12 protein-coding genes and 2 tRNA genes are annotated in these 12,340 nt (G+C 67.9%); 6 read left to right on the forward strand and 8 right to left on the reverse strand.

Annotation, left to right across the window (positions count from 1 at the left end; all coding sequences use genetic code 11):
* Position 1: 1 nt before the first annotated feature.
* From GOY17_RS17025 to GOY17_RS17035, 3 genes are read right to left on the reverse strand one after another with little or no spacing between them, the layout of a single operon-like run.
* Positions 2-670, reverse strand: a complete 669-nt coding sequence (locus GOY17_RS17025) for an HAD family hydrolase (protein ID WP_157031262.1) — start codon at positions 668-670, stop codon at positions 2-4.
* Complete coding sequence (locus tag GOY17_RS17030) at positions 667-1,374, reverse strand: pseudouridine synthase (RefSeq protein WP_157031263.1); 708 nt, start codon at positions 1,372-1,374, stop codon at positions 667-669. Before GOY17_RS17030 ends, GOY17_RS17025 begins: the two co-directional genes overlap by 4 nt.
* Positions 1,371-2,429, reverse strand: a complete 1,059-nt coding sequence (locus GOY17_RS17035; protein ID WP_157031264.1) for a class I SAM-dependent methyltransferase — start codon at positions 2,427-2,429, stop codon at positions 1,371-1,373. Before GOY17_RS17035 ends, GOY17_RS17030 begins: the two co-directional genes overlap by 4 nt.
* Positions 2,430-2,562: 133 nt before the next feature.
* Between GOY17_RS17035 and GOY17_RS17040 the strand changes: the two genes are divergently transcribed.
* Positions 2,563-2,823 (forward strand): hypothetical protein, encoded by a 261-nt coding sequence (locus GOY17_RS17040; protein ID WP_115841939.1) that lies wholly within the window; start codon positions 2,563-2,565, stop codon positions 2,821-2,823.
* A gap of 40 nt (positions 2,824-2,863) precedes the next feature.
* Here GOY17_RS17040 and GOY17_RS17045 read toward each other — a convergent pair whose 3' ends face one another.
* Together GOY17_RS17045 and GOY17_RS17050 are read right to left on the reverse strand one after the other, a co-directional pair.
* On the reverse strand, positions 2,864-5,374 hold the full coding sequence (locus GOY17_RS17045) for an ABC transporter permease (RefSeq protein WP_157031265.1): 2,511 nt from the start codon (positions 5,372-5,374) through the stop codon (positions 2,864-2,866).
* Positions 5,371-6,072, reverse strand: coding sequence for an ABC transporter ATP-binding protein (locus GOY17_RS17050; protein ID WP_157031266.1), 702 nt, complete (start codon positions 6,070-6,072; stop codon positions 5,371-5,373). The genes GOY17_RS17045 and GOY17_RS17050 overlap by 4 nt, the downstream gene beginning before the upstream one ends.
* 73 nt (positions 6,073-6,145) lie before the next feature.
* On the opposite strand from GOY17_RS17050, the gene GOY17_RS17055 reads away from it, so the two are divergent.
* From GOY17_RS17055 to GOY17_RS17065, 3 genes are all read left to right on the forward strand, one after another.
* Positions 6,146-6,868, forward strand: coding sequence for an arylesterase (locus GOY17_RS17055; RefSeq protein ID WP_269750032.1), 723 nt, complete (start codon positions 6,146-6,148; stop codon positions 6,866-6,868).
* Positions 6,869-7,537: 669 nt separating this feature from the next.
* Positions 7,538-7,608, forward strand: a tRNA-OTHER gene (locus GOY17_RS17060).
* A 1-nt stretch (position 7,609) separates the two neighbouring features.
* A tRNA-Leu gene (locus GOY17_RS17065) sits at positions 7,610-7,677 on the forward strand.
* A gap of 16 nt (positions 7,678-7,693) precedes the next feature.
* On the opposite strand, the gene GOY17_RS17070 is transcribed toward GOY17_RS17065, so the two are convergent.
* Positions 7,694-7,981, reverse strand: coding sequence for a hypothetical protein (locus GOY17_RS17070; RefSeq protein ID WP_157031267.1), 288 nt, complete (start codon positions 7,979-7,981; stop codon positions 7,694-7,696).
* A gap of 74 nt (positions 7,982-8,055) precedes the next feature.
* On the opposite strand from GOY17_RS17070, the gene GOY17_RS17075 reads away from it, so the two are divergent.
* A complete protein-coding gene (locus GOY17_RS17075; protein ID WP_157031268.1) occupies positions 8,056-9,183 on the forward strand; it encodes a slipin family protein in 1,128 nt (375 codons plus the stop codon).
* A 57-nt stretch (positions 9,184-9,240) separates the two neighbouring features.
* Positions 9,241-10,467 carry an RtcB family protein gene (locus tag GOY17_RS17080; RefSeq protein ID WP_157031269.1) on the forward strand — a complete coding sequence of 409 codons (1,227 nt, stop codon included), beginning with the start codon at positions 9,241-9,243 and terminating at the stop codon, positions 10,465-10,467.
* Between the two features lie 719 nt (positions 10,468-11,186).
* Here GOY17_RS17080 and GOY17_RS17085 read toward each other — a convergent pair.
* Both GOY17_RS17085 and GOY17_RS17090 read right to left on the reverse strand, forming a co-directional pair.
* Positions 11,187-11,708: a hypothetical protein gene (locus GOY17_RS17085; protein WP_157031270.1), complete on the reverse strand. Its 522-nt coding sequence runs from the start codon at positions 11,706-11,708 to the stop codon at positions 11,187-11,189.
* On the reverse strand, positions 11,705-12,277 hold the full coding sequence (locus GOY17_RS17090; RefSeq protein WP_115841943.1) for an RNA polymerase sigma factor: 573 nt from the start codon (positions 12,275-12,277) through the stop codon (positions 11,705-11,707). Before GOY17_RS17090 ends, GOY17_RS17085 begins: the two co-directional genes overlap by 4 nt.
* Positions 12,278-12,340 lie beyond the last annotated feature (63 nt).

The raw sequence follows: 12,340 nt of genomic DNA on the forward strand, positions 1-12,340 counted from the left end.
TTTACCTCAGCGCCGGCTCGATCAATGCCCGCGCATGCACCAGCGAATCGACGATGCGGTGGCCGAGCGCACGCACGGCGTCATCGGGGATCACCAGGTCCGGCACCTGGATCGGCGTCATGCCAGCCGCGAGCGCCGCGCGCACGCCAGGCACGGAATCCTCCAGCACCACGCATTCCGACGGCGGCACGCCCAGGCGTTGCGCGGCGAGCAGGTAAATGTCCGGGGCGGGCTTGGTGTGTTGCACCTCGTTGCCGGCGATCACGTCGTGGAAGTGCGGCAGCAGGCCGGTGGTGGTGAGCTTCTGCAGCGCGCGCTCGCGGCGGGTGGACGTGACGACGGCGCGCGGGATGCCGCGTTCTTCCAGCAACGCGAGCAGTTCCAGCACGCCGATCTTCACTGGCAGCCCCGCTTCCACGTGGGCGTCGTAGCGCACCTGCAGGCCGTGCAGCAGCGACTTGAGCAGTGCCTCGTCACCCAGACGTTCCAGAAGCAAAGCGTGGCAGGCGCGATCGGACAGCCCGACGAACGACAGCCACAGCGCATCCTCGAGCTCGAGCTCGAGTTCCTGCGACGCCTCGCGCCAGCACTGCAGCAGCGCGCGTTCGCTTTCGATCATCAGGCCGTCCATGTCGAACAGCACCGCCGCGGGCGTGAAGTCGAGCGTCATGCCGCGCCTCCGAAGAGCGCATTGAGATCTGCCGCATCGAGCATGCGCCACTTGCCGGCAGACAGATCGCCGAGCGAAAGACCGCCGATGCGGCTGCGATGCAGCGCATCGACGTGGTTGCCGACGGCCGCGAACATGCGTCGCACCTGGTGATAGCGGCCTTCGGTGAGCGTCAATGCAGCGTGGCGCGCGTCATGCACCTCCAGCGCGGCGGGCGCAAGCGGCGTGTTTTCCGATTCGAGCATCAAGGTGCCGCTGGCGAACACCTCGCCCTCGTCGCCGCGCAGATCGTGCGCGAACGTCGCTTCGTACACCTTCGCCAGCTTCGCCTTCGGCGAGACGATGCGATGCAGCAGCGCGCCGTCATCGGTCATCAGCAGCAGGCCGCTGGTGTCGCGATCGAGCCGACCGACGCTCGACAGCAGCGGCGAACGCGCGCGGAAGCGCAGCGGCAGCAGGTCGTAGATCACGCGGCCCGGATCCTTGGTCGAGCACGTGTAGCCGATCGGCTTATGCAGCATCAGCGTCATGCCGGCTGGCGGATCGAGCGGTTCGCCGTCGATGCGGATCGCGTCGTGGCCGACCTTGTCGTCGGCGTATAGCACTTCGCCCTGCGCATCGGTGATACGGCCTTCGCGGAACATCGCCGCGACGTCCTTGCGGCTGCCGTAACCGAGGTTGGCGATGAGTTTGACCAGCTTCATGCAGTGCGTCCTTCGCGCGATTTCGTTGCATCCACGATCTTGAATCCGCCTTCCTGCGCCACCGTGCGCACGTTGCCGAAATGCGCATCGAGTTCGGCTTCGTACGGAAGATGCCGGTTCGCCACTAGCCACAGGCGTCCGCCGGGCTTCAGCGCCTGCGCGGCGACGGCGATGAAGCGTCGGCCGATGTCGGGGCGATCGCCGCGGCCCTGCGCGTGGAACGGTGGATTGCAGACGATCACGTCGAAGCGGTCGTCGATGCCGCGCGTGACGTCGTGCCAGTGAAACTGCAGCGCGACACGCTCGGCGAACGGCGCGAGGTTCACGCGCGCCAGGTCGAGCGCGCGACGCTCCGCTTCGTACAGATCGACCGCGCGGATGCCGGGGCAGCGCGCGAGCAGCTCGGTGGTGAGGTAGCCGTAACCCGCACCGAGATCCGTCGCGTGCCCCGCCAGATCGTGCGGGAGGTGATCGGCGAGCAGGCGCGAGGCCGCATCGATGCGATCCCACGCGAACACACCCGGCCGGCTCACGAAGCGGCCGTCGGCGATGGGGCGCGGTGCGTCGGCCTGCGCCCACTGCGCGGCGAGATTGGCGTCGGCGGGGCCATCCAGCGGCGCGGTCCAGAACACGCGGCACTTGTTCTTCGACAGGTTGCCCACCGGGCCCGCGATACGCGCGAGGTCCGCCTCGGCCGACTTCGCACCCTCGTTATTGGGCACGCACGCGACGACGCGCCCGCCGGGGGCGCAGCGCGCGATGGCACGTGCGAACAAGGCGCGGGATTCGTCGCGCTGGCGCGGCGGGAGGACGAGCACGAGCGGGACGCGCGAGGTCTCGTCCTCCTCGGCCAGCGACAGGCCCGAACGCTCCAGCGCATCGGCGGCAGGGCGGAAGCTCTGTTCGCACCGCAGCCCGGGCCAGGCGCGCTGGTGCAGCGGCCAGCCGTCGCGTGCACGCAGGAACAGCGCGCCGTCGGACGGCCACGCGAGCGTGCCGTCGATGAACGGCAGGAACAGGGTTTCCAGTGCGTCGTCGCCGTCTTCGGCGCGCATGGGCAGTCCCGGGCATGGAAAAAGGGTGATTGCCGTCAATTCTACCCGCGTGCGACGCCGCGTCCGGCCTCGGCTTCATGCCGATTCAACGCGCGGCGCGCCACCATCGTGCAAAGCCCAAAGGAGAATCGCGATGCGCGCCCTCTTCGTCGGCGGTACGGTCGACAACAGCGAACTGGACATCGATGGCGCCGAGCCGCCGCTGCATTACCCCGAGAACACCGGGGGCGGCCGCCCTCGCTACCGCCTGCACCAGATCGGGGTACGCGACGGCGAGATCGCCTACGCCGTCTACGGCGCGCCGGAGCTCGCCACCGAAGAGGTCGACCGCGTCGTCGAGGAGCGCGATTACGCGCGTCGTTTCAGCGCACGCCCGCAGCCGGTGATGCAGTAACCCGCCCAGCCCCTCTCTGCGGAGAGGGGCTGCTTGCGAATCAGCCCTGCAATTCCCGCAACGTCACCGACGGCGGCGCATCCAGCACGCGTCGCGTGGCGAACATGCCGGCGAGCAGCGCGGCGAGCACGCCGGCCACCGCGCCGACGGCCGCCATCCGCCAGTCCGCTTCCCAGGGCAGGTCGAACACCTGCGTGGCGACCACACCGGCCAGCAGCGAGGCGGCAATCGCCGCCGTCAGGCCGGACAGCAGGCCGATCGCGACGAACTCCGACGCCTGCGCCAATCGCAGCTGGCGACGGCTGCCGCCGATCGCGCGCATGACGCCGCCTTCGAGCAGGCGTTCGTCCTGGCTCGCGCTCACCGCGGCCATCAGCACCAGCAGCCCGGCGACCAGCGAGAAGTAGAAGACCACTTCCACCACCGTGGACACCTGGTCGGCCGTGCTGCGCACCTGCTTGAGCACCGCGTCGATGTCGATGACCGACAGGTTCGGGAAGCGCGCCACCAGATCGGCCGTGAATCGCGTGCGCTCGGGCGGCACGCTCACCGCGGTGATGTGGCTGGCGGGCAATCCGTCCATCGAGCCGGGCGAGGCGATCACGAAGAAGTTCGGCCGGAAGCTCTCCCATTCCACGCTGCGCAGGCTGGTGATGGTGGCTTCGAACGGCTGGCCGGCGATGTCGAACGCGATGCGGTCGCCGATCTTCCAGCCGAGACGCTTGGCGAGCTCCTCCTCGACGGAGGCTTCGGGTTTTGCAGGCTTGCCGGTCCAGAACTTGCCTTCCGTGATGCGGTTGTCATCGCGAAGATGGTCCGCGACGGACAGGTTGAACTCGCGTTCGGCCAGACGCTGCGCGCGTTCGCCCTGCGCTTCGTAGTCCTTCCCGGTGACCGGCTTGCCGTTGTGCGCGGTGAGGCGACCACGGATCATCGGATACAGCGTCGGCGCGGCCACGCCCTGCTCGGCGACGAAGGCGCGCACGGCGTCGACCTGGTCGTCCTGCACGTTGATGATGAAGCGGTTCGGCGCGTCCGCGGCGAGCGCGAGCTGCCAGCGGTCCAGGAGGTCCGTGCGCACGAAGGTGAGCAGCAGCAGCGCCATCAGGCCCAGCCCCAGCGCCGAGACCTGCGCGATGCTCGTGCCGGCGCGACGGCTCACGTTCGCCAGACCGTAGCGCAGGCTGCCGCGCAGGCGCGAACGCACGCGGCGCACGACGAGGATCAGCGCCCACGCCAGCAGCGCGAGCACCAGCAGCGTTGCGGCGATGCCGGCGAGCATCGACAGCCCAAGCGCCGCCGAACCCGCCTTCCACCACAACAGCGCGGCGAGGCCGACAAAGCCGGCGATGCCGACCAGCCACGCGCTCGGCTCGGTGGGATCGAGATCGCGACGCAGCACGCGAAGCGCGGGCACGCGACGCAGCGCAAGCACCGGCGGCGCACCGAACGCCATCAGCACGACCAGACCGACGCCGTAACCCTGCAGCGCGGGCATCAGGCCGGCGGGCGGTATCGACAGCTTCAGCGCCTGTGCGAGCCAGCCGCCGATCGCCCACTGCAGCGCGAACGCGAGCAGCACGCCGATGGTGCTGGCGATGACGCCCAGCATCAGCAGTTCGCCGACCTGGATGCCGACCAGCGTCCGCTGGCTCGCGCCGAGGCAGCGCATCACCGCGGTGCCGCTCAGATGCCGTGCGCTGTGGCGACGCGCGGCCATCGCGACCGCGACCGCGGCGAGCACGACGGAGACGAGCGCGGCGAGACCGAGGAAGCGGCCGGCACGATCGAGCGCGGAACGGATTTCAGGACGCGCGTCGGCGATGGTTTCCAGGCGCTGCCCACGTCCGAGCGCCGGCTTCGCCTTCGCGACGAAGGTCTCCACCGCGGCAGCAGGCCCCGCAACGACGAGGCGATAGCGGATGCGGCTGCCCTCCTGCACCAGCCCCGTGGACGGCACGTCGGCGAGATTGAGGAACACCTTCGGCGCGACGTTGAAGTAGTCGAGCGCGGCGTCCGGCTCCTGCACGACCAGCGCGGCGAGGCGGAACTGCGCGTCGCCCAGCGCAATCTGGTCGCCAGGCTTCGCGCCGAGCTTGTCGGCGCCGGCGCGGCTCATCCAGATCGTGCCGCGTGCTGGCACGCTGCCGGCATCGCGTTCGACGCCATCGCTGCCGTTGATGCGGAACGCGCCACGGAGCGGAAAGCCCTCGCCCAGCGCACGCAGGTCGCCGAGCTGCAGGCGCTCGCCGACGCGGATCATCGTCTGCAGTTCGATGGTTTCGGTGCGTTGCAGTTGCGATGCGTTGGCGGCCTGGCGCACGGCGCCGGTGATGGGCGAATCGGCGCGCACGACGGCATCGCCGCCGAGCAGTCGGTTGGCCTCGATCGCCAGCGCGCGCTCGGCGCGATCGGTGACGAAACCGACCGCGGTGACGGCCAATACCGCGAGCACCAGTGCTGCGATCAGGATGCGCACGTCGCCGGCCGCGAGATCGCGGCGCAGCTGGCGCCACGCGAGTCCGAACGTATTGCCCGACGTGCGGCTCACGACGCCACCAGCCGGCCGCTCTCCAGGCGCAGCAGTCGGCCGCAGCGCGAGGCGAGGTGCTCGTCGTGCGTGACCAGCACCAGCGTCGTGCCGGCGTGCGCATTCAGTTCGAAAAGCAGTTCGATGATCGCCTGGCCCGTGTGCGTGTCGAGGTTACCGGTGGGCTCGTCGGCGAACAGGAGCGAGGGCCGCGTGACGAACGCGCGCGCGAGCGCGACGCGCTGCTGTTCGCCGCCGGACAGCTGGCGCGGGTAATGGTTCAGGCGCTGACCGAGGCCGACCTTCTCCAGGATCGCGCGAGCAGGCGCATCGACCTCGCGATCGCCGCGCAGTTCGAGCGGCAACATCACGTTCTCCACCGCGGTGAGCGACGGAAGCAGCTGGAAGTTCTGGAACACGAAGCCGACCTTCTCGCCGCGCACGCGCGCGCGTCCGTCTTCATCCAGCGTCGACAGCGTTTCGCCGTCGACCACCACGCGCCCGCTGCTCGGCGTATCCAGCCCCGCCAGCAGCGACAGCAGCGTGCTCTTGCCCGAGCCGGATGCACCGACGATCGCCACCGTGTCGCCCGGCGCGATGTCGAAGGACACATCGTCCAGGATCACCAGTTCGCCCGACGGCAGCATCACGCGCTTGCCGAGCGCGGCGACCTGAAGCGCCGCTTGTGCCTGCGTGCGCGGTGCGATGGAATCGGCCATGTTCGTCCTTATGCTCTTGTCGTTCATCGTGGGGCGGTACATTCCTGTGACCATCATTGGGAGCGCGGATTAAATGTTCTTTAAGAAGGCCATCATTGGCGGTTCCGGCGCCGTCCTCTCGGGATATGCGCGCCTTTCGCACGCCGTGCAATGTGCCATCGGCTGGGTCGTGACGGCGTCGCTGATGCTGGCGGTTGCGTTTCCGGCGGCGGCACAGGCCGCGAAGGCTGCACCCGCCACGCAGCCGGCGCGCACCGTGCTGGTGATGGGCGATTCGCTCTCGGCCGGCTACGGGCTCGCCGCATCGCAGGGCTGGGTGTCGCTTACCGCCGACCGCATCGCGAAGACGAAGCCCGGCTGGCGCGTGGTGAATGCGAGCATCAGCGGCGAGACCACCGCCGGTGGTGCCGCGCGCATCGATGGCGAACTCAAGCGCAACAAGCCGGCCGTGGTGGTGATCGAACTCGGCGCGAACGACGGCCTGCGTGGATTGCCGCTGACGCAGTCGCGCGCGAATCTCGACCGCATGATCACCGCATCGAAGAAGAGCGGCGCGAAGGTGCTGCTGATCGGCATGCGCATGCCGCCGAACCTCGGTCGCGAATACACGCAGGGTTTCAGCGACAACTACAGCGCGCTGGCGAAGCAGCACGGCATCGCATTGCTGCCGTTCCTGCTGGAACCCATCGCGACCGACCGCACCGCGTTCCAGGACGACAACCTGCATCCGGTCGCGAGCGCGCAGCCCAAACTGCGCGATCACGTGTGGACGCAGCTCGCGCCGTTGTTGCGTTGATTCGCCGATGTTGATTTGCTGGTTGCATTGCATACGACCGTTCATTTCCCGACGAACGGTCTTGCATTCGTTTTAACGAATGCGTAACTTGCGCGACCTTCGTTCCACCACACACTTTTCGAGTCAGTCGATTTCCATGAACGCCGTCGCCCACATCGCCAAGCGCCACGCACTGCAGCCCAAGGGCCGCGGTCTGTGCGCGTCCGCGCCGCGACTGCGCGACGAAGGCAAGCCCATCGACTGATCTCCTGCACACGGGAGGTCGGTTACCCCGATCTCCCCGAGGCAATGCGAACGCCCTCGGGTTCACCACCCGGGGGCGTTTTCTTTTCGGCGTTCGCAAAGGCCCTTTTTTCAAGGCATTTCAAACAACGACAAACGCGAGTGCATCGCGCATCCCGAAGCATCCGGAACATGCTGGTTTCGATGAAGGGAATGCCGTGAGCGCAACAGCGCTGCGCCTGGATGCTTCGGCGCGGGCGGCGGGCGGTTGCATTCGCACACAGGATTGACGTCACGACTCATCGCTTGCGGTGGATCGCGACGCCAATGAACGACGCATCACGCGAAACGTCCACAGCGGCGCAGGTTCGCGGCGGAAGCCGTACCTGCCCGGTGCGCGCGGCACTGCCGCTGCGTATGCCGGGATGTAGAGCGGTGCGTCGTGCCGGGACAGTAGCTCAGAGGTAGAGCAATGGCGCACGCCATCGGCCGCCGGTTCGATTCCGGCTTGTCCACCACTGGATAGCTCAGTTGGTTAGAGCATCAGGTCCAAAGCCTGAGAGTCGCGGGTTCGATTCCCGCTCCAAACGACCTTTCACGTCGTTACATCGGGACGAAAGTCCCTTCATCGGAAACGCCTCTTGCGGCGTTCCGTGTCGCATCCGGCTTCATGCGGATGCGATCGGAGTATCGCAGCGGTGGATCCGCCGGGCCGCCGCCCTCGCGCATGCGTGCGCTGGCTGCACGGGTCCGTTCGCAGGCGATGTCGGCCTGCGACGCGATCCATGTCGCCATCGCATCGAATGCGTCGAGCGCGACGTGCTCCGCGGATTCGGCGTCGGGGGCGTTTCCAACTTTTTCCTGCGTCGCGGCGCTTTCGCCGGACGCCAATCAAACGCGACGACCGATCCCTCGCGCCCCAAGCGGATCGAAACATCAGAGCCAACAACAAGGAGGACATTCCGATGTTCTGGACCAAGAAGGTCGTGATCGGCGACGGCGAGCGCGGCCTGGTGTATCGCAACCGTCAATTCGAAGGCGTCATCGCGCCGGGTGTGCACACGTGGTTCGACCCGTTCGGCGCGGTCGAGGTGAAGGTGCACAACATCGCGCTTCGCGCCGAGTACCTCGGCAGCGACGAGAACGCGCTGATCGACGCGCTGGGCACGCGCCTGGCCGACACGTTCGTGCTCGCCGACATCGGCGTTGGCGAAGTCGGCCTGGTGATGAAGAACGGCCGCCTGGAGGAAATCCTCGCGCCGGGTTCGCGCCGGTTGTACTGGAAGGGCCCGATCGCGATCGAGGTCCGCACGCTCGCGCTGCAGGACGAGCCGGATGTGCCGACCGACGTCGCGACGCGTCTGCGCCAGCTCGGCGTGCTCGAGAAGGTCGCGGTCGTGCTGCCGGTGCCGGCGGAGTTCGCGGGCCTGGTGTTCATCGACGGCAAGCTCGCGCGTGTCGTCGGTGCGGGTTCTTACGCCTTCTGGAATTTCCGGAAGAACGTCGTGGTGCAGGCGGTCGACCTGCGCGTGCAGTCGCTCGAGGTGTCCGGCCAGGAGCTGCTCACGCGCGACAAGGTCAGCCTGCGCGTGAACCTCGCCGCGAGCGTGCGCATCGTCGATCCGGTCGCCGCGATCACGAAGGTCGGCAAGTACGCCGACTACGTGTACCGTGAGCTGCAGTTCGGCCTGCGAAAGGCGGTCTCCGCCAAGACGCTGGACGAACTGCTCGGCGACAAGGCCTCGCTGGACGCCGACATCTTCGGCTACGTGCGCGGCCGCGTCGGCGAGGTCGGTGTCGAGCTGCTCGGCGTGGGCGTGAAGGACGTGATCCTGCCGGGCGAGATGAAGGAGATCCTCAACAGCGTCGTGCAGGCGGAAAAGTCGGCGCAGGCCAACGTGATCCGTCGTCGCGAGGAGGCGAACGCCACGCGTTCCCTGCTCAACACCGCGAAGCTGATCGAGGAGAGCCCGGTGCTCATGCGCCTGAAGGAGCTGGAAGCTCTTGAGAAGGTGACCGAGAAGATCGACAAGCTCACCGTGTTCGGCGGCCTGGACGGCGTCATGAAGCAGCTGGTGAGCCTCAAGCAGTAAGCTTCCGTGCGGAGCGAACGGATTCGCGCCGCACGGTTTTTCACAAGGAATGGAACCATGAACACGCAACACGCTTCATTCGACCTGCTGCACGCCGAAGGTGCGACCACGCCGATCAAGGGCTGGACGCACGGCGTGCCGGTCGAGGACCAGGCGCGGCAGCAGCTGCGCAACATCGCCACCCTGCCCTTCGTCGGGCCGTGGGTCGCGGTGATGCCCGACGTGCACCTGGGCATCGGCGCGACGGTGGGATCGGTCGTGCCGACGAAGGGCGCGATCATCCCGGCCGCGGTCGGCGTCGACATCGGCTGCGGCATGGCCGCGGTTCGCACCACGCTGCGCGCCGACGACCTGCCGGACGACCTGTCGCTGCTGCGCAACTCCATCGAGCGCAGCGTTCCGGTCGGCAACGGTCCGGGCGGCGAGCACCGCCGGATTCCCGACAGCGTCGAGACGGCGCTGGAGAAGTCCAACCTCGTCGCGCGACTGGCGAAGATCCGCCAGAAGCATCCGAAGATCCGCCCGGACAAGCTCGATCGCCAGATCGGCACGCTCGGCGGCGGCAACCACTTCATCGAGATCTGCCTCGACGAGGCCGATCGCGTTTGGGTGATGCTGCACTCGGGCTCGCGCGGCACCGGCAACCTCATCGGCACGTACTTCATCGAACTGGCGCGTCGCGAGCTGGAAAAGCGCGTGCTCGGTTTCCACGTGCCCGATCGCGACCTCGCGTTCTTCCTCGAAGGCGAGCCGCTGTTCGACGAGTACGTCGAAGCGGTCTCGTGGGCGCAGGACTACGCGCGTGCGAACCGCGAGGCGATGATGGCGCGCGTGCTGCACGAGATGCGCCACCGCCTGCCGAAGTTCCAGACGGAGAAGTCGGCGGTGAACTGCCACCACAACTACGTGCAGCGCGAGGACCACTTCGGCGAATCGTTGCTCGTCACGCGGAAGGGCGCCGTCAGCGCGCGCGAGGGCGAGCTCGGCATCATCCCGGGCAGCATGGGCGCACGCAGTTTCATCGTGCGCGGCAAGGGAAACGCGGACAGCTTCCACAGCTGCAGCCACGGCGCCGGCCGCGTGATGAGCCGCACCGCCGCACGCGCGCGGATCACGCTCAAGGAGCACCGCGAGGCCACCGCGCACGTCGAATGTCGAAAGGACGCAGGCGTGATCGACGAGTCGCCCGCCGCGTACAAGGACATCGATGCGGTGATGGCGGCGCAGCGCGACCTGGTGGAGATCGTGCATACGCTGCGGCAGGTGGTTTGTATCAAGGGGTGAGCGGCCGCGCTTGCGCGCCACTGGCGCGCGCGGCCGCGAACGCACGGCCATGGATGGCCGGGCCGGGCGATCCGAAGCCGGTGCGTTGCGCCATGGATGGCAGTGGCATCCCTTTCGAAGCTCGTGCTGCGCGGCACTGCCGCGTGGCCTGCCGAACGCACGGTTATGGATGGGTGAGGCAGGCCGCCTACGCGGCACTGCCGCGTGGCCTGCGGAACGCCCGGCCAGGGATGGCCGGGCCGGGCTTTCCGGAGCCTGACGTGCGGCGCCATGGATGGCATCGACTCGTCATTCGAAGCGGCGCTTCTTCAAATCGCACTCGCGCTGGAAGACGTCATCCCCGCGAAGGCGGGGATCCAACTTCATGCCGCATCACGCCTTACGGAGGCCGTGAGGGATCGGACAGTTGGATTCCCGCCTTCGCGGGAATGACGGCCTTTTGTGCACGGGCATGCGCCCGTGATCGCACGTCCCGACCCTCACTCCAACCCCTCTCCCGTGGGGAGAGGGGCTTTGGCATCGATCGAATCGAACGCCGTCATCCCCGCGAAGGCGGGGATCCATCTTCACGACACATCACGACTTACGAAGAGCGTGAGAACGCGGACAGTTGGATTCCCGCCTTCGCGGGAATGACAGCCTGGGCATCGTGAGTGCATGCGTGATCGCACGTCCCGGCCCTCACCCCAACCCCTCTCCCGCAGGGAGAGGGGCTCAACTCAGGCCAACCCCGCCGGCATCTCCTCATCCGCGCGCATCAGGCGGACCACGCCCTGCCATGCCAGCGATACCGCGAGGCATCCGACGAGCAGCCCCGCCCAGTCGGCCGATTGCGGCGACAACGACGGCCATAGACTGGCGAAGGCCGGCATCCATTGCGCGCCGTACGCGGCGACCACCGCGATGACCGCGATCGCGAAGATCGCGGTGAGCACGCGGAGCAGCCAGCGTTCGAACAGTTCGCCAGCCGCGGGCATGCCTTCCACGTGGCGCACGATCTGCGCCGCGAGGTCGTAGGGCACCGGCTCCATCGCCGGCGTGCGCAATGCGCGCGCGATCAGGCGGTACTCGGCCAGGCGCGAATCGGCCGGATCGAGCGGCTGCCCGCGGCGTTCCTGTTCGAGTGCGTGTTCCTGCGCCTGCCATTCGGCTTCCAGGCGCAAGGCGTCGATGCCGCGCCAGCCGGTGCGGTGGATCGGCGGGTCTTCGCTTCCGGGCTTGCGATCGTCAGGTGTGTTCATGCGGTCACTCCCATCCGGGCCTGCAGGCGTTCGCGCAGCCGCGCCCGGGTGCGGAACAGATGGCTCTTGATCGTACCTTCGGCGAGGCCAGTGATGCGGGCGATCTCGACGATGGGCACTTCATCCAGGTGATACAGCGTCAGCAGCGTACGCTGCAACGGCGGCAGCGATTCGATTTCCTCGTGGAGGCCGGCGGCGATCTCGGCATCGGCACAGGCCGTTTCCAGGTCGAAGCCGTCGCTGAGCTGGTCCAGCAGGCTGACGCCGTCGTCCTCGTCGCCTACCGGTTCGGCGATGGCGATGCGGCGCTTCTCGAGGTGCCGCTTGGCGACCGAATAGGCCACCTGCCCGATCCACGACTTCAGCGCGCTCTCGCCGCGGTACTGGTGCAGGCACTGGTGCACGCGCAGGAAGGCTTCCTGGCACAGCTCGCGGGTGTCCTCCGGCTGGCGGACCATGCGCTGGATGATGTGCCAGCACAGGCCCTGGTACTCGCGCACGAGGCGTTCGAACGCGCCGGGCACGTTGCCCAGCACGGCATCCACCAACCTGCGGTCGTCCTCGGTCACGGGGTTTCACCGGTCATGACCTTTGTGGATACGTTCAGGGGCCGGATGGTTGCAACGCGGCCT

The sequence above is a fragment of the Lysobacter soli genome (assembly GCF_009755585.1).
GTDB classification, from domain to species: Bacteria; Pseudomonadota; Gammaproteobacteria; order Xanthomonadales; family Xanthomonadaceae; genus Lysobacter_J; species Lysobacter_J soli.